The organism is Rothia terrae, from assembly GCF_014705925.2.
Lineage (GTDB): Bacteria > Actinomycetota > Actinomycetes > Actinomycetales > Micrococcaceae > Rothia > Rothia terrae.
Genome location: NZ_CP061539.1, coordinates 740,320 through 757,495, shown reverse-complemented (window position 1 = coordinate 757,495; position 17,176 = coordinate 740,320). Strand labels below are relative to the sequence as shown.

The 17,176-nt window shown below is 54.2% G+C and carries 14 protein-coding genes; 5 read left to right on the top strand and 9 right to left on the bottom strand.

Features of this window, described 5'->3' with window-relative positions; translation table 11 throughout:
* Nucleotides 1-30: 30 nt before the first annotated feature.
* The 4 genes from guaB to groES all read right to left on the bottom strand — a co-directional run bounded on the left by guaB (nt 31) and on the right by groES (nt 5,876).
* Nucleotides 31-1,548 carry an IMP dehydrogenase gene (guaB, locus tag IDM49_RS03545; protein WP_168614938.1) on the bottom strand — a complete coding sequence of 506 codons (1,518 nt, stop codon included), beginning with the start codon at nt 1,546-1,548 and terminating at the stop codon, nt 31-33.
* 178 nt (nt 1,549-1,726) lie between these two features.
* On the bottom strand, nt 1,727-3,769 hold the full coding sequence (locus IDM49_RS03540) for an acyltransferase family protein (RefSeq protein ID WP_190725038.1): 2,043 nt from the start codon (nt 3,767-3,769) through the stop codon (nt 1,727-1,729).
* 183 nt (nt 3,770-3,952) lie between these two features.
* Nucleotides 3,953-5,536: a chaperonin GroEL gene (gene groL / locus IDM49_RS03535; RefSeq protein ID WP_190725037.1), complete on the bottom strand. Its 1,584-nt coding sequence runs from the start codon at nt 5,534-5,536 to the stop codon at nt 3,953-3,955.
* Between the two features lie 43 nt (nt 5,537-5,579).
* Nucleotides 5,580-5,876: a co-chaperone GroES gene (gene groES, locus IDM49_RS03530; RefSeq protein ID WP_228008226.1), complete on the bottom strand. Its 297-nt coding sequence runs from the start codon at nt 5,874-5,876 to the stop codon at nt 5,580-5,582.
* 278 nt (nt 5,877-6,154) lie between these two features.
* Between groES and IDM49_RS03525 the strand changes: the two genes are divergently transcribed.
* Both IDM49_RS03525 and IDM49_RS03520 read left to right on the top strand, forming a co-directional pair.
* Nucleotides 6,155-7,420, top strand: a complete 1,266-nt coding sequence (locus IDM49_RS03525; RefSeq protein WP_190725035.1) for a class I SAM-dependent methyltransferase — start codon at nt 6,155-6,157, stop codon at nt 7,418-7,420.
* 97 nt (nt 7,421-7,517) lie between these two features.
* Complete coding sequence (locus IDM49_RS03520; protein ID WP_190725034.1) at nt 7,518-8,654, top strand: glutamate--cysteine ligase; 1,137 nt, start codon at nt 7,518-7,520, stop codon at nt 8,652-8,654.
* 527 nt (nt 8,655-9,181) lie between these two features.
* Here the strand turns inward: IDM49_RS03520 and tsaD are convergent.
* From tsaD to alr, 5 genes are all read right to left on the bottom strand, one after another.
* Nucleotides 9,182-10,282, bottom strand: a complete 1,101-nt coding sequence (gene tsaD, locus IDM49_RS03515; RefSeq protein WP_190725033.1) for a tRNA (adenosine(37)-N6)-threonylcarbamoyltransferase complex transferase subunit TsaD — start codon at nt 10,280-10,282, stop codon at nt 9,182-9,184.
* Nucleotides 10,283-10,286: 4 nt separating this feature from the next.
* On the bottom strand, nt 10,287-10,784 hold the full coding sequence (rimI, locus tag IDM49_RS03510; RefSeq protein WP_190725032.1) for a ribosomal protein S18-alanine N-acetyltransferase: 498 nt from the start codon (nt 10,782-10,784) through the stop codon (nt 10,287-10,289).
* On the bottom strand, nt 10,771-11,469 hold the full coding sequence (gene tsaB, locus IDM49_RS03505) for a tRNA (adenosine(37)-N6)-threonylcarbamoyltransferase complex dimerization subunit type 1 TsaB (protein WP_190725031.1): 699 nt from the start codon (nt 11,467-11,469) through the stop codon (nt 10,771-10,773). The genes rimI and tsaB overlap by 14 nt, the downstream gene beginning before the upstream one ends.
* A 64-nt stretch (nt 11,470-11,533) precedes the next feature.
* Nucleotides 11,534-12,094: a tRNA (adenosine(37)-N6)-threonylcarbamoyltransferase complex ATPase subunit type 1 TsaE gene (gene tsaE / locus IDM49_RS03500; protein WP_190725030.1), complete on the bottom strand. Its 561-nt coding sequence runs from the start codon at nt 12,092-12,094 to the stop codon at nt 11,534-11,536.
* Nucleotides 12,095-12,099: 5 nt separating this feature from the next.
* On the bottom strand, nt 12,100-13,284 hold the full coding sequence (alr, locus tag IDM49_RS03495) for an alanine racemase (RefSeq protein WP_190725407.1): 1,185 nt from the start codon (nt 13,282-13,284) through the stop codon (nt 12,100-12,102).
* 156 nt (nt 13,285-13,440) lie between these two features.
* Between alr and IDM49_RS03490 the strand changes: the two genes are divergently transcribed.
* The 3 genes from IDM49_RS03490 to IDM49_RS03480 all read left to right on the top strand — a co-directional run bounded on the left by IDM49_RS03490 (nt 13,441) and on the right by IDM49_RS03480 (nt 17,122).
* Entirely contained in the window at nt 13,441-14,634 is a 1,194-nt protein-coding gene (locus IDM49_RS03490) for a glycosyltransferase (RefSeq protein WP_190725029.1), read from the top strand.
* A 6-nt stretch (nt 14,635-14,640) separates the two neighbouring features.
* On the top strand, nt 14,641-15,444 hold the full coding sequence (locus IDM49_RS03485; protein WP_228008172.1) for a phosphatase: 804 nt from the start codon (nt 14,641-14,643) through the stop codon (nt 15,442-15,444).
* Between the two features lie 199 nt (nt 15,445-15,643).
* Entirely contained in the window at nt 15,644-17,122 is a 1,479-nt protein-coding gene (locus IDM49_RS03480; protein ID WP_190725028.1) for a sugar transferase, read from the top strand.
* Nucleotides 17,123-17,176 lie beyond the last annotated feature (54 nt).

The following is a 17,176-nucleotide window of genomic DNA, read 5'->3' as shown; positions in this document are numbered from 1 at the left end:
AATAATTCTCGGTGGTACCGACTTTGAGGGTTAGCGGCGGTAGTTCGGTGCCTCAACGGTCATCATGATGTCGTGAGGATGCGATTCTTTCAAACCTGCAGGAGTGATACGAACGAACTTGCCGTTGTTCTTGAGGTCTTCAACAGTGCGAGCACCGGTGTAGAACATGGTCTGACGCAAGCCGCCTTCAAGCTGATGCAAAACGGATGATAGCGGGCCGCGGAAAGGCACCTGGCCCTCAATGCCCTCGGGGATGAGCTTGTCTTCGCCCTTAACATCTGCCTGGAAGTAGCGGTCTTTAGAGTATGACTTGTGGCGGCCACGGGTAACCATCGCACCCAGTGATCCCATACCACGGTAGGCCTTAAACTGCTTACCGTTGACAAAGATGAGGTCGCCGGGAGCCTCGGCAGTACCTGCCAGCATGGAGCCCATCATCACGGAGTCAGCGCCAGCAACCAGTGCCTTGCCGATTTCGCCGGAGTGCTGCATACCGCCGTCCGCAATGAGCGGAACGCCCGCAGGAATTGCGGCCTTAGCTGCCTCGTTGATTGCGGTAATCTGAGGTACACCAACGCCCGCGATGATACGGGTGGTGCAGATAGAACCGGGGCCAACGCCCACCTTCACGCCGTCCGCACCGGCATCGATGATTGCCTGGGCGCCTTCGCGGGTAGCAGCCTGTCCACCGATAATATCAACGTGGTTTGCGGCAGAATCCTTCTTCAGGCGAGCGATCATGTCGAGCACGCCCTGGGAATGGCCGTTAGCAGTGTCGATGAATAGAGCATCAACGCCAGCTTCAATGAGAGACATTGCGCGCTCGTAGCCATCGCCAAAGAAGCCAACAGCTGCACCAACGCGCAGGCGACCTTCGTCGTCCTTAGTAGCGTTGGGGTACTGCTCAGTCTTGATGAAGTCCTTGATGGTAATCAGACCGGTCAACTTACCAGCATCATCCACCAAAGGCAGCTTCTCAATCTTGTTATCGGAAAGCAGCTTGAAAGCCTCGTCCTTGTCCATGCCTTCGCGACCGGTAATCAGAGGCATGGGGGTCATGATTTCGCGGACGGTACGCTCTGCGTAGTCAGCCTCGGGCAGGTAACGGATGTCGCGGTTGGTGATGATACCAACCAGAACCTCGTTCTCATCTACAACAGGCAGACCAGAGACCTTGAAATGACCGCAAACCTGGTCCAGCTCTTCAATGGTCGCGTCGGGGGTAATGGTCACCGGGTTGGTAATCATACCTGATTCGCTACGCTTGACGCGGTCTACGTGAGAAGCCTGATCTTCGATGGAAAGATTACGGTGCAGGACGCCCATGCCGCCCAGTCGAGCCATGGCGATAGCCAGCTCAGACTCGGTCACGGTATCCATTGCGGCGGAGATAATGGGGGTGTTCAGATGGATACGCTTAGACAGCTTGGTTGAAGTATCTGCATCTGCAGGATTTACGTCGGTGTTGCCCGGCAGAAGCAGCACATCATCGTAGGTGAGGCCGGTAAAGCCAAAGGGATCATCGGACAGAGCGGTAGGAGTGGTCATAGAACCTTTGTACCTTTCGGGACTAAGCAACGTTGGACACTAACGCATTGCACATGTGTTTTTTCAATAGTAAACCGGCAGGTTGATTCGTTCGACCCATTGCACCTCAAGCGTGTTGAGTACCACAGCTCAAGCTACCGGTTTGGAATATAAGACTGTAACCAGTCTCCGGCAGTTTTCATTCCCCGTGTGAGCTCGCGAGCGCGCGTTGCAGTCTGTCGTCGAAGAATCCCTGCGCTGAATCGGTGAAGGTTTTGGTCAGATGCGAGTGGTCACGGTAGGTGTACACGTTTCCAACAGCTGACGGGCAGGCACCATTGGGGCAGATGATATCGGTCATGTCCATCGCCGAAAAGTTGGGGTACTTTTTCTCAAGATCCACCAGCGGGTCAGGGTTCTGCGCTATCTCTGATTGCAGTGTGCAGTCGGCGTTGGTTCGAGTCTCGCAGTCAGAATGCGGCACCTGAAAACGCGGATTATCACGCAGAGCTATCAGTTGAGTCCCTTCAGATTGCAGGCGTTGGATATAGGGTTCGAGACCGCTCGGTACGTATTCCCCCGCGTTCTCCCATACCGAGACCGTGCCGATTGTAAAGACGAAGTCGGGACGAGCGTCCTTGATGTATTCAAAGGCCTGCTGGGTCCACTCGTTGCAGGGCTGCTTGTTCACGCTGGCATCAAAAACCTGGCAATCGTTATACTGCAAGAATTTAACGTCCCAGTTGTTTTCCTCACCGGTCTGCTCTAGGTTTGCCATCCACTGCTCAACGTGAGAGTTACCAAAAGCGATCACCGTTTTAGAGGGATTTTCGTTTTTCACAATATGGTGGCAGGTGTAGGTGGGCATGCCAAAACTGTCAGTTTTTGCGACATCGCACAGATTGTTGAAAATAGGGCGGTCACTGTAGCGTTCTACCGACAGCGGCAGGTATCCGGCATCTGCGCTCCCCTGGTAGGTAAAGTTCGGATCAAGAATTTTCGCGCCGGGATTATCCACGGATGCGCGCGCCAATAAACGTTCGGTTTCGTGTTGGTTGTACGCAGTCCATGCATTGGTGGCTCCGACTACGGCAATCATGCACAGCGCCACTAATGCCACGCCACGGTAGCGAGCAGCATCCAGCCACGCCCACGAACGCAGAGGATTCTCAACTAAACGAGTCAGTACATACGACAGGGCTAAGGACGCGGCGAAAAGCACCAGCCCTGCCAAAAATCCAGCTTTTTCGCGATTGACCATGTACAGGTAGAACACCAACATGGGCCAGTGCAAAAGGTATAGCCCGTATGAGTACTTAGCCAGCCAGAGAAGAGAAGGATGCGAGAGAATACGGTCAGCGCCCCAGGAAGTACCGGTTGAACCGGCAAGAATGATGAAGGATGCAGAAAGCGTAGGCCACAGGGCATAAAAGCCCGGGAAGTTTCCCTCGACATCCAACAACAGACCGCAGGTGACGATACCAAAAATTCCAACCCACCCCATGAGCGCACGAAGCACCGCAGGAAGCTTGAGATACGGCAGGACTAATGCCACCAAGGTACCTAGAGCGAACTCCCACAATCGAGCCCAGGTATTGAAGTAAGCACTTTGTTGATCGGCGGCAGTGACGTGAACAGAATAGTTTAAAGACCAGATAAATACGGAGCCAAAAACAACAGCAAGAATCAGTCTCGCCTTGATTTTAGTGATTCGGTACAGCAACCAGCACAGGGCAAAGAGCAGGGGCCAGATGATAAAAATCTGCCCTTGAACTGACAACGACCAAAAATGTCTCAGCGGTGAAGATTCTGAAGAATCAGCGGCGTAGTAATCCACCAGATTTTTGATGCTCCACCAGTTATCGCGGTAGAAGATAACAGCGCGAGCCTCATTCATAATCCCTGCCCAGCGAGGCTCAGGCAGAAAACGCCAGGTTCCTAGCAGAACCAGTAACACCGTGACCGTTGCCAGCGGAACAATGCGCTTGAAAGTATGCGCCCAGTATTTTGTGACCGTCCCCAGAAAAACCCTTTGTCCCGTCTCGATTTTGCGAGTGAACGAAAGAGTCATCAAGAACGCTGAAATCAGCAAAAAGACGTCGACGCCACCGGAGACCTTGCCAAACCAAAAATGATAAGCAGCCACCAAGAACAACGCGAGAGCGCGCAGTCCCTGAATTTCCGGACGAAACGCCAGCTTAGGTGCGGTCTCCGATGCGTTGGGGTCAGCAAAAATTCTCATGAAGGGTCTCTAGCCGCTGCACTGTCTCTTAGGGGAGTAAAAAGTAAAATGCACCGTCGATACTCAATCTGTGCACCGTCAAAACACTACCTAGATTTTTTGTGAAGTTTGGCTTAAAACGAGAAAACCCCGCTCACTGTGACTAACACAATGAACGGGGCTTACTATCGGCCGGTGAGAAGTTTACTCTTCTTCCTCAGCGGGCTTTTCTACCACGAGGGTTTCGGTGGTCAGAACCAGCGCTGCAATGGATGATGCGTTTTCCAAAGCTGAGCGGGTGACCTTGACCGGGTCGATAACGCCGGCGCCGATGAGGTCGCCGTATTCGCCGGTCTTAGCGTTGAAACCGGAGCCAAGAGGAAGCTCAGCGACCTTTGAGGTCACAACGTAGCCATCTTCGCCAGCGTTTTCAGCAATCCAGCGCAAGGGCTGAACCAGGGCTCGGCGAACGATATCAACGCCGGTCTGCGCATCAGCGCTTTCCAGTTCAAAACCGTCCAGTGCCTTAAGCGCGTGTACCAGTGCGGTACCGCCACCAGCCACAATGCCTTCTTCAAGAGCTGCACGGGTGGAGGAAACAGCGTCCTCGATGCGGTGCTTGCGTTCCTTGGCCTCGACCTCCGTTGCTGCACCCACCTTGATGACGCCTACGCCACCGGCGAGCTTAGCCAAGCGTTCTTTGAGCTTTTCGCGATCCCATTCAGAATCAACACGGTCGATTTCGGCGCGGAGCTGGTCAACGCGTTCTGCAACAGCTTCTGCGGTGCCAGCACCTTCAACGATGGTGGTGTTGTTCTTGGTAACGGTGATGCGGCGGGCAGAACCGAGCTGCTCGATAGTCACTGAATCCAGTGAGATACCGAGTTCACCGGTGATAACGGTGCCGCCGGTCAAGATCGCAAGATCCTGCATGATGGCCTTGCGTCGATCACCAAAACCGGGTGCCTTCAGCGCTACAACGTCGAGGTTGCCGCGCATCTTGTTAACAACGAGGGTTGATAGAGCCTCGCCCTCGACGTCTTCAGCGATGATGGTCAGAGGCTTCTTAGCCTGAACAACCTTCTCGAGCAAAGGCATGATGTCTGCGATTGAAGAAATCTTGCCCTGATAGATCAGGATCAAAGAGTCTTCAAGAACTGCTTCAGCGCGCTCGGGATCAGTCACGAATGAGGGTGACAGGTAGCCCTTATCGAACTGCATACCTTCGGTGATATCGAGTTCGATATCGGTTGAAGAGCCATCTTCGATGGTGATAACGCCGTCCTTGCCGACCTTATCGAATGCCTCAGCCAGCAGTTCACCAATTTCAGGTGACTGAGCTGAAATAGCAGCTACGTGAGCAACTTCTTCGCCCTGAACCTCGCGTGCGTTTTCCAGCAAACGAGCTGAAACTGCCTGCACAGCGGTTTCGATGCCCCGCTTGATTTCACCGGGTGCCGCGCCGGATGCTACGTTGCGCAGACCTTCAGCTACGAGAGCCTGTGCGAGCACGGTAGCGGTGGTGGTGCCGTCACCAGCAACATCGTTTGTGCGGGTTGCTACTTCTTTAGCCAGCTGTGCACCCAAATTTTCGTACGGGTTTTCCAGCTCAATTTCGCGAGCGATGGATACGCCGTCGTTGGTGATAATGGGGGCGCCCCACTGCTTATCAAGAACTACATTGCGGCCGCGAGGACCCAGGGTTACCTTGACTGCATCGGCAAGCTTATCGACGCCGGCCTGCAGGTGCTTACGTGCGTCATCATTGAATTCAAGCTGTTTTGCCATGAATCCGTCTCATCTCCTTCTAAAAATCAGGTGAAGGAATAAATTACTTAGTTACTACAGCAAGTACATCGCGTGCTGAGAGTACGAGGTATTCTGCGCCGTCGTACTTAACTTCGGTTCCGCCATACTTTGAGAAGATGACGATGTCGCCCTCAGCAACATCTACGGGGATGCGGTTGCCCTTGTCGTCTACACGACCGGGACCAACTGCAACGACCTTTGCTTCCTGGGGCTTTTCTTTTGCGGTGTCAGGAATAACCAGACCTGATGCGGTGGTCTGCTCAGCTTCTACAATCTGAACAACGATGCGGTCTTCCAAAGGCTTGATGTTTGCCATGATAGCTCCTTGTTTAAGAATGAATTCTTGTATTCATGGGTGGCTGTCAACGGGGCGCTAGCGTCCGGTGAGCACTGTCGTCGCGGTGCCAGTACTCAAGAAGACGTTAGCACTGTCTGTAGCCAAGTGCTAACTAAAACTTTAGAACCGGTGTGTGTAGAGGGTCAAGGTGAGCGGTTTTGTTTATGGCTGTGGGCATAACGAATGTATTGTCTGTGATCGTTCAAGAATCTAAGAACCGCCGATCTTTAGAGGGTAAGGTTCTGTTCTAAAATAGGGGCGTGACTTCTTCTACCGCGATTTTCTCGCCGCTTCAGCTCGAACTCATTGACTCCTGCGTCCCCTACACCGCCGATTCTGCGCTCACTGCAGCCACGCGGTTACGCAAGGCCGGTATCGACTCTGCCGACGCATCGGCCATGTTGACGCAGGCGAAGCTTCGCACTCAGGCTCAGGCTAAGTTCGGTCAGCGCGCTTTGACTATGCTCTTCACAGAAGCCGGGTATGAACAGTCCACGCGCTTGGCTGTCGCTCGTTTACACGCACAGCGGTTTATCGATGCCAATCTCTTTTCTGTGGCAGATCTAGGATGCGGCATCGGGGCAGACTCAATGGCATTTGCCGATGCGGGGCTCAAGGTAGTTTCGGTCGAGCTAGATGAACAAACCGCCGCTTTTACGCAACACAATATGTCTGCCTATGAAAACTGCCAGGTTATCTGCGCCAACATGATGGAGCTGCCCTTCAGCCAACTGACGGACGCTACCGGTCAGCCCATTGGAGCGTTATGGCTTGATCCTGCCCGCCGCGAGGTGGAGGGCTCAGCGTCCAGACGTGTGTGGGACGCTGAAAGTTTCTCGCCGCCCTTCTCCTTCGTCAAGAAGCTCGCATCAACGGGCATACCCATGGGCGTCAAAATGGGGCCGGGAATTCCCCACGATGAAATTCCCGATAACTGCGAAGCCCAGTGGATTTCACATGGCGGCAGCGTGGTAGAAGTAGTGCTCTGGTTCAACGCTTTAGCCCGTCCCGGGGTAAAAAGATCCGCCACCGTCATGAGCAACAACGCGCTAGAACCGGAAGTTCTGGGCGAAATCACCAGTGATGTGTGGGATAAGAACTCCCCAGAGCCCGAAATCCGCGAACTACAGCAGTTCATCTACGAACCCGATGGCGCCGTCATCCGAGCCCACCTCGTCACTGAACTTGCCGAAGAAACAGGCCTCCACCTCATCGATGAAAACATTGCCTACCTCACCGGCGATAAATACGTTCCCACTCCCCTAGCGAGCGCATACGAAATCATCGACAAACTTCCCCTGCACGAAAAACACCTCAAAAAATGGGTTAAAGAACAGAGAATCACCGCACTCACCATCAAAAAACGCGGTGTGGACGTCGTGCCCGAAACCCTGCGCTCAAAACTACTTGCAGGCTCAAAAAAGAAAAAAGGACAGCCCGCTGTTACTGCTACCCTCATAGCAACCCGCATAGGTTCGGGGGCATTGTCAGAGCGATTCGCCCTTCACGTCAAACCGGTCGCGTAATACAGAGTCAAGTTCGCCCACCTACTGAACACCGTCCTAGTAACCTCACCTTATTGCTCTAGGATGATATGACCAGTACTTGCACGGAAGAGACCCCATGATTTCTTTTGCATCCTCCCCACAATCCACCCTCGGCGTGGAATGGGAACTCGCACTTGTCGACCTCTCCACAGGGGAACTCGCCTCACGCGCGCAAGAAGTATTTGCCGCGCTCGAAGCACAATCACCAGAAATCCTCAAAGAAAACAACGGTCCGCACATCACCGGCGAATTCCTCGACAACACCGTCGAACTGGTCACCGGCGTCTGCAAAACCCCGGCAGAAGCAACAGCACAGCTCAAAGAAGCTACAGACGCACTCAACGCAGTGCTCGAACCGCTCAACCTGGGCTTCTTCTCAGCAGGCACCCACCCCTTCTCACAATGGCGCGAACAGCCCGTCGCAGACAAAGAGCGCTACCAAAAAGTCATCGACCGCACCCAATACTGGGGCCGTCAAATGATTATCTACGGAGTACACGTCCACGTCGGCGTCAACGCCCGCGACAAAGCGTTCCCCGTCCTCAACGGACTCACCAACTTCTACCCGCACCTACTCGCGCTCTCCGCATCCTCCCCCTACTGGGAAGGCACCGACACCGGATTCGCCTCCCACCGCTCCCAGATGTTCCAACAACTTCCCACTGCGGGGCTACCCTTCAACTTCGAAACATGGGAAGAATACGAGTCATACTTCAACGACATCAAAACCACCGGTGTCATCGACGAACCCGGCGAAAACCGCTGGGACATCCGCCCCGTCGCCCACTACGGCACCGTCGAAATGCGCGTCTGCGACGGACTCGCATCCCTCAACGACATCGCAGGCATCTCAGCCTTCACCCAATGCCTCGCGGAACACTTCTCACGCCAAGTAGACGCCGGCAAACACATCGAACCCCTCAAACCCTGGCACGTCCAAGAAAACAAATGGCGAGCAGCACGCTACGGCACCGACGCCATCGTCATTTTAGATAACCAAAACACCGAACAACTCGTCACCGAACACACCCTCGAGACCCTCAACATCCTCGAACCCATCGCGGCAGACCTCGGCTGCTCAGATGACCTCGCACAGATCGAACGCATCATCAACGACGGCCCCGGCTACAAACGCCAACGACGCATCGCCGAACAAAACAACGGCGACTTCACCGCAGTCGTCTTCGACCTCGTGAAACAAGGACGCGCATAGCTATTTAGGTATTGCGGTCGTGGGTGTTTTTTGAGTAATGCAGGCGTGGGTGTGCCCCCTGCAAAATGTGAGAGGACGCTGGGCGTCCTGCACATTGTTGCAGGACGAAGCCCACGCCTTGCATCACTCGGAAGGTATAGCCGGAGCGAGTTCTATAGGCAGCGCGCCTACCCCGGTAGAGCAGGTGATTTTACTGCCGTAGCTAGCGCTTGGCGCTTTGCCTACTGTAAGTAATTCGAGAAGTTTCTCCGAATTTTTCTCTTCGGTGCTGCAGGCAGTGGAGCTTATTGACGTATCTACTACTTGAACTTAATTCCTAAGTACCAGCTAATACTTAAGGCAACATAAGAAGCCGCTACGATTTTCCCTCGGGTGTTGCGGGGCGTGGGCTCCGTCTGTCTGCCGATGACAGGTCGCCCAGCGACCGCTTCATCGCAGACAGGGGCACATCCACGCCCGCGGCACCTACGCTAAGCACATCCACGCCCGCGTTACTCAAAAAACTTCCGCCTGCGTACTCAAAAAACCTAAATTTGCACCGTCGTCACCGGCAACGACGAATCCGCCACAAAGTCAATGGCCGAGGGAGCACGCCCCTCACCCATCAATCGGGCACCGAGTGCCGCAACCATCGCGCCGTTATCGGTACACAGGCTCAACTTGGGAATGATGAGTTTGATACCGTGCTCCTGACAACGTTGCGCTGTGAGTTCGCGCAGGCGAGAATTTGCGGCAACGCCTCCACCAAGTAGCAGAGTTTTGATGCCCTGTTCGGTGCAGGCGAGCATCGCTTTGCGGGTGATGACATCTACCACTGCTTCTTGGAAGGACGCGGCGACATCTGCAACCGGCACTTCTTCGCCTCGCGCTTCGAAGCCTTCCACAACTCGCGCGACGGCTGTTTTAAGCCCGGAGAATGAGAAGTCGTAGCGGTGCGGGCCGTGTTCTTCGTCGGTTCCCATGTATTTACGGGCGGTCAGTCCGCGAGGAAAAGCGAAGGCTTTGGGGTTGCCGTTACGAGCTGCCTTATCGATAGCTGGGCCACCCGGGTAGTTGAGTCCGAGTAGACGCGCTACTTTGTCGTAGGCTTCGCCTGCAGCGTCGTCGAGGGTTGCGCCTAAGAGTTCTACGTCAGAGGTGATATCTCGTACCACAAGGATTTCGGTGTGTCCACCTGAGACGAGCAGAGCACCCAGTCCTTCTTTCGGTAGGGAGTCCATGAAGTCAGCGTTGAAACCTTCAATGCCGCTGTCATCAAGCAGTCCAACGCCTACGTGAGCTACCAGGTGGTTGATGCCGTAGAGCGGTTTGTTGGCAGCTACAGCGAGCGCTTTTGCCGCTGAGACGCCTACCATGAGTGCGCCTGCCAAACCGGGCCCAGCGGTGACCGCAATGGCGTCCATTTCATCCAGGGTGACGTTGGCTTCCTCAAGCGCGGCGTGAAGGGCGGGGATCATAGCGTCGAGGTGAGCACGGGAGGCAATTTCGGGAATTACCCCGCCAAACCTTACGTGTTCGTCCATGGAAGATGAGACGGTGTTGGTGAGCAGGGTGCTCCCGCGAACAATACCGATGCCGGTTTCGTCGCATGATGATTCGATGCCGAGAATCAGGGGTTCGTGCGTCACGGTGTTATTCGCTTTCGGTTGTGGGGTGGGCGGTCAGCGGTGCTTGCATGATCAGCGCATCGACACCGTCGTTATAGTAGCCGGGGCGGGTGTGAATGTGGGCGTAACCGTTTTTGGTGTACAGATCTTGGGCGCGCGGATTGTCGGCGCGCACTTCAAGCAGTATGGTCTCAGCGCCGCGTGCGGCTGCCTCACGATGCAGGAAGTCGAGCATGGCGCGTCCTATCCCCCGTCCTTCGTAAGTTGGACGTACAGCGATAGTTTGCACATCAGCTGTTTCGGCGATGCTCATAACGCCTGCGTATCCCACTAAAAGATCCCGGTCAAAGGCGGCAATGTATCCGCGGGTAGGATGCTGGAGCTCGGCAAGAAACATCTCAAGAGGCCAGGCATCGGCGGGAAAGAGATCGGTTTCAAGAATGTGCACTGCTTCTAGATGATGCAGTGTCATTTCGGTGAAGGTAATGGTGCCGATATCCGCAGGCAGTTTAGCGTTGAGCATGGGTCGCCTTCTTGCGGGCTTGCGGAACCTTAGCGTCTGATTCCCGAAGATACAGCGCCTGAGTGTCGGTGCTGAGGTTGGTGAGTCCGATGCGCGCGGCAGCCTTGAGGAGCCCACGAGAGTTTGCGTGAAGGCTATCGAACTCTTCGACAGCATCCACTTGTTCACGGTAAAGCCCAGCACCAAAGCCGTAGGCGGGTAGAGCAGGAGCATCTGCTGCTGCGCCTACGTTTGGGCCGTCTACAAGCTGGTAACCGGCCTCATGCTGCGCAAAAGTTGCACTGTAAATCTCTCGACGACGCGCGTCGGCAGCTACCAAAAATTCCGTGTAGTTGCGCTCGTTGGCGTCCTGCCAGGCGTTTTCGGCAATGCTGTACAGGCTCATCAGTCCGTACAGCGGCACACCCCATGCAAAGCTCAAGGTGCGGGCGGTGACAATGCCCGCGCGAAGGCCGGTAAAAGGCCCCGGTCCGGTACCGGTGATAATCGCGTCAATGTCCTGAGAAGAGACCTGGGCCTCTGCCAACACATCTCGGACGAAGGCAGACATCACCTCTGCATGTGAACGGGTGTCTTGAGTTTCACGGTGCGCAATGATTTCTACTTCTGAGCCTGCTACGGTGGAGCTGATTTTGCCCAGGGTAACGGATGCGGTTGCTGATGAGTCGATAGCTAATATAAGCACTCATCTATCTTAGCTTCTGTGCGAAATAACCGCTCAGTTTTGCCGCTCACACCCGCGCATAGCCTTAAGCCTGTTGTAGCGCTTGCTGCAAAGACGCCCAGGCGGAGCCTCGCCAACGAGGGCCGACGGCAATCACGCGCATCTCGCGAGATTCTGGCACATCTTCATCATCCAAATCATCAAAAGCGTGGGGATCGCTCAGATCCAGTAAGTCCCCGGTAACCCGCGTCAGTTCAATCTCTAGGCGAGATTCGCTGAGGTGCTCTACTTTGTCTTTTCCCCATTCCACTACGGTCACTGACCGGTCTAGCGAATATTCAAGGTCTAGGTCATCGATTTCGTCGGGGCTGGTGAGTCGGTATGCATCAACGTGCACTAGGTCTGGGCCACCGGGACGTTTGCCGTCGGGTAGGTTCGGGTGCACGCGGGATAACACAAAAGTGGGTGAAATGACACCCTCGCGTACGCCTAGGCCTTGACCAAGGCTGCGGGTGAAAGTGGTTTTACCCGCTCCCAGTTCGCCTGTCAAAATAAGCAGGTCGCCGGCACTCAAGTAATCGGCGAGCGCATGCGCTAGCCTGCGAGTATGGTCCGGGTCGCTAACGGTAATGTCGAGGTGTTCCATGCGGTTTAGGCGTCCTTGTCGGTTGTGTGCACGCGAGCTACGCGGGGTGAGATGCGGGTGACGATTTCGTAGTTGATGGTGCCGGCCGCGTCCGCCCATTCTTCGACGGGAGGGTTTTCGCCTTCACCAAAAAGAACTGCGCGTGCACCCAAGTAACCGTGCTCGGGTGCTGAAAGACCGGGTTCTCCCAAGTCAATAACCATCTGGTCCATGGCGATGCGCCCAACAACCGGGTACGTACGAGGTTCAGCTTTTCCGTTGGGATAGAGCCTAACCGGTGCACCTGTAGCAACACGCGGCACACCGTCTGCGTATCCCACGGGAATAAGCGCCAGTGTGGTGGCATGCGGGGTCGAGTAATTGAGACCGTACGAGACTCCCTGACCCGCAGGCACTTCTTTGACGGAGTTGACCCGCGTAGATACAGTCATGGCCGGACGCAGGTTCAGGTCACCAGAGGTTACCCCAGCCAAGGGCGATAGCCCGTACAGTCCTAGACCTACGCGCACTCCGTTACCCAAAAGGATCTCACCGGTTTCTTTATCTGCAGCGGTGAAGGTTCCCGGCGTATTAGCTGCATGAATCAGTTCAGGATTAAGCCCTGCCGCCCGAGCTTGCGACACCATATTTTCAAATACGTCCAGTTGCTGATCTGTTTCTTTACGGTCTGGCTCATCGGCTACTGCAAGGTGGGTGAAGATTCCTTCAACGGCAATCAGTCCCGCGTCCTGAAGTTCCTTGGCTCGTGCGGTGAAGCTCGGCCAGTCAGCTGGGGTGCAGCCGTTGCGTCCCAAGCCTGTATCAATTTTGAGGTGGACGCGTGCAACAGCTCCGACCTGTTGGGCGGCGTAGGCAATCGCCTCTAGATCCCAGCCCGATGCGCCAAGAATAATGCCCTCTTGCACTGCTCGCACAAAGTCAGTGGAAGGCGTATGCAACCAGGCCATCAGCGGCGCGTCAATACCAACAGCGCGCAATGCCAATGCCTCACGCACGTGCACCAGACCGAGCGCATCCGCACCTGCATCCAGCACGGTCTGAGCAATCCCCGCAGCTCCATGACCATACGCATCTGCCTTAATCACAGCAATCAGCGTTCGCTCACCAATCAACGATCTAATGGTGCGCACATTGTGCACTATAGCGTCTAAGTTAACCTCCGCAACACGTTCAGGGCCGCTCGTGAGCATATTCAGAACATTCGAGTCGAAAGTTACTGTCGGTTGCTGAGAACTCATGGACTAAACCTCATCTGTGTAGTAGCGGTGGGTCGTGTACTTATTGTTTCACTCACTAGGTATACACCCAAAATGTAACCGCAGGTGAGAGTTGTTAGAGTTAGAAACGTGAAAACTCGCAACCTTCATCTGATTTCAATGCACACCTCTCCCCTGTCTCAGCCTGGTAACGGGGATGCCGGCGGTATGAACGTCTATATCGTCAGCCTGGTGAAAGCTATGCTCGCAGCAGACGAGAATCTGCATATTGAAGTTTTTACTCTCTCGACTGAGTTCGGTGCAATCTATGAACGCACAGACCTTTCGAAACGCTGTAGTGTTCACACGCTGGCTTTTGAACGGGCTGAAGGTGCTGTGAAAGAAGATTTGCCGCAGCTCATCCCCGAGTTTGTAGAGCATATGCGCCGGTATGCGGTAAACACTCCAGATATCGTGCATTCGCACTACTGGCTTTCCGGCTTAGCGGCATTGCAGTATGCGCCGGAGGACGTTCCGATTGTTCACACCATGCACACCACGGGCGCAGTCAAAAACGACAAGGCCTGCGCCGGTGAACCGCTTGAACCGCAGCAACGCATTGACGGGGAACGACGCATCGTTGATGCATGCGATGCCCTAGTCGTGAACACGATGCACGAACTAGAACAGATGGTTCGGTTTTATTCCGCCGATGCGTCGAACCTGCATATTATCCGCCCCGGTGTCGATACCGAGATTTTCTATCCTGCAGTAAAAACTAATTTCAGTGACGCGGCAGGAGAGATTCTCTTTGCGGGGCGACCGCAACCGCTTAAGGGGCCGCATATCTTGGTCGAAGCCTTAGCCCTTCTGCCTCGCGAACTCAACGTTTCGCTCACCATGGTCGGTACTTCAGCTAATGATTACGAGCATCGGTTGGTGGCTCGCGCCAAGGCTCTCGGGCTCGGCAATAAAGTGCGCATTGTTCCAGCTCTCCCTGCACCCGAGCTTGCCCGCGCCATGCAACAAGCCGATATCGTAGCCTGTCCCTCGTCATCAGAAACCTTCGGGTTGGTTGCCTTAGAGGCTCAGGCCACCGGCACTGCGGTGATTGCAACCCGCGTCGACGGGTTACAGGACGCGGTGGCCGACGCCGAGAGCGGATTGCTGGTTGATTCCCGCGACCCCTCCGCCTGGGCAGCTGCACTCGAATACCTCATCCGCAACCCTGATATCCGCCAAAAGTTAGGACGCGCTGGAGCACAGCGCGCCCAAACGATGGACTGGGCGTCAGCAGCATCCACTACGCTAGAGCTTTATTCCTCTCTCACGAAAGAAAAGTAAATCCTCATGACCAATCTTTCTTCTCTTCTCGATAGCTATGCATTTTCAATGTCTGACAGCGAATTCGCGCAGTATCTCAACGACTCTAAAATTTGCGGTGAAGTAGCTACCTCACGCGAGGTCAACATCGCCCATATGCACGGTTTTGTTGAGGGTAACGAACACCTTGAGTTCGGCGTGAAGCTCACCCGTGAGTGGACGTACGAGGACATTTTTGAGTTGATGGCGCGCCGAGTAGGCACCAGCGCTGATCCTCACCACCTGTTTGGCCAAGACACTATTAGCGCCGAAGAATGCATCACGCAACTTTACCGTTATACAGAAATCTTTGGTGAGGCAGTGAGAAATCGCGGAAAGATTCTTTTTGCTACCGGCCATCCGGCGGGACTGTTTCCAATTTATGTAGAACTGGCTCGTGTTGCTAGGGCGTTCGGTGCTGAGGTTCTCACTATTGATGAGGGCGATAAGTTTTTAGACGGTGATATTCGCCAGATTCTTGACGTTGTGATGTTTGAGCAGTACGGCAATTTGCAGCACACGCATTTTCCCGGCCCCATGGAATTGGCGCTGACTCAGCTGACGGAGCGCGGCATCACTCCGGATCTTATTGTTGCGGACCACGGTCTTGCCGGTGTTGCGGCCTCTCGAGGCATTTCGACTATTGGAATTGCTGACTGCAATGATCCCGGTCTATTTGTTTCCGCAGAGCAGAACCAAATCAAAGTCGCTGTGCCCATGGACGACAATGTAACCCCGCATCTTTACAAGCCAGTAACCAATTTTATTGTGACTCACGCCAACCTAAAATAGATTGTCGAGGCTCACATTTACCCTAGATAGAGCCAAATTCGCCCATTTTGTCCCCTAATGTACAGCGGAACTTACCTCCCATTTACACTGCTATAAATAAATTGTTCACGATATACTTTTAGAACAATTCTGCGACCAATAAATGGGGAAAATAAATTAAGGTCGGCAGATTTTTGCATTTTTTGGGGGTAAGAATCACGTGCTAGATGGCATTGATTTAGAAGAGCGCTGGTCAGGTACGCGCATTAGAAAATCCTGGCATCCTAAAATTGTTGCGGCTCTCTACGCAGTAGATGCCTTAGCAATTCTCATCACCTTGGTGGTTGCCCACTTTGTCAGCTTTGGTTTGCGCGACGCACCGGTGCTCGGCCGCAGTGAAACCGACTGGAACTATTTTATGGTCGGACCAGTCATTGGCATTTTGTGGTTTATTGCACTGCATATTTCAGATTCGCGAAATGTGCGCCACCTTGGTCAGGGTAACGATGAATATCGTTTGGTCACTAAGGCGACCACATATTTCTTCTGCCTTATCGTCATCTTTTCGTATTTGACCACGGTTGATTTTGCGCGTAGCTACATCATTGTTGCCTACCCCATCGGCATTTTGCTTTTGCTGATCGGACGCTGGTGTCTGCGTCGCGTCCTTGTCGCTTTCCGCGACCGCGGTCGCGCGCTTACCCGCGTCATGATTCTCTCGGACGTTAGCTCCGGTGAGCACCTGTACACCACGCTCAAGGCAGGTCAGCAGTCAGGTTTGAGCCCAGCTGCTTTCTATCTGAGCGGTGAGGCACAGGGAACCACGATTTCTGAGGATCATGACCTTCCCATTTTGGGTTACTCGCACGATGCTGAAGATATTCTGGCGGCTGTTCGTCAGAACAACATTCATGCGGTTGCTTTGGGTTCCGGTCACGGTCTGACTCCGCAGGAGCTTCGTCGTCTGGGCTGGGAATTGGCAGCATGGCATATTTCGCTTATTCTGGCGCCTGCTACCACCGATATCGCCGGTCCACGTATCAAGACGCAGCCGCTCAACGGCGTGCCCTTGATTCACGTGTCCACTCCTCGTCTGGAGGGCTTCCCTGCTTTCTTGAAGCGCACCTTGGACATCGTGGCATCGGGTTTGGGTCTCATCGTGCTTTCGCCGCTTCTTGTGGTCGTTGCTTTGATGGTGAAAAAAGATGGCGGACCGATTTTCTTCTTCCAGGAGCGTGTGGGCTACCGTGGCCGCCCGTTCCACATGATTAAGTTCCGTTCTATGGTGACTAATGCCGAGGAACTGAAGAAGGAGCTGATGAGTCAGAACGAGGGTAACGGCATTCTCTTCAAGATGGCCGACGATCCTCGCATCACCAAGATTGGTAAGTTCATTCGCAAGTACTCCATTGATGAGCTTCCTCAGCTATGGAACGTTTTTGTCGGTGATATGTCATTGGTTGGCCCTCGTCCGCCGCTTCCTTCTGAAGTTGCGCAGTACGAAGAGGACGCCTACCGCCGCTTGCTCGTAAAGCCCGGTATTACCGGTCTGTGGCAGGTTTCAGGACGTTCCAACCTTTCGTGGGAAGAATCAATCCGTCTGGACCTCTACTACGTTGATAACTGGTCTGTTATTGGCGACTTCGTGATTCTTTTCCGTACTGTCCGCGCAGTGTTCGCGAAAGACGGCGCGTACTAAAAGACGTATGTAGCCGAAAAGACATATACAGCGGACGGCAGACTGGGCTGAGTT

Excerpts from the sequence above, each read along its gene's own strand:
- guaB (WP_168614938.1), bottom strand. The coding sequence starts at position 1,548 with ATGACCACTCCTACCGCTCTGTCCGATGATCCCTTTGGCTTTACCGGC.
- IDM49_RS03540 (WP_190725038.1), bottom strand. The coding sequence starts at position 3,769 with ATGAGAATTTTTGCTGACCCCAACGCATCGGAGACCGCACCTAAGCTG.
- groL (WP_190725037.1), bottom strand. The coding sequence starts at position 5,536 with ATGGCAAAACAGCTTGAATTCAATGATGACGCACGTAAGCACCTGCAG.
- IDM49_RS03520 (WP_190725034.1), top strand. The coding sequence starts at position 7,518 with ATGATTTCTTTTGCATCCTCCCCACAATCCACCCTCGGCGTGGAATGG.
- rimI (WP_190725032.1), bottom strand. The coding sequence starts at position 10,784 with ATGCTCAACGCTAAACTGCCTGCGGATATCGGCACCATTACCTTCACC.
- tsaE (WP_190725030.1), bottom strand. The coding sequence starts at position 12,094 with ATGGAACACCTCGACATTACCGTTAGCGACCCGGACCATACTCGCAGG.
- alr (WP_190725407.1), bottom strand. The coding sequence starts at position 13,284 with ATGCTCACGAGCGGCCCTGAACGTGTTGCGGAGGTTAACTTAGACGCT.
- IDM49_RS03485 (WP_228008172.1), top strand. The coding sequence starts at position 14,641 with ATGACCAATCTTTCTTCTCTTCTCGATAGCTATGCATTTTCAATGTCT.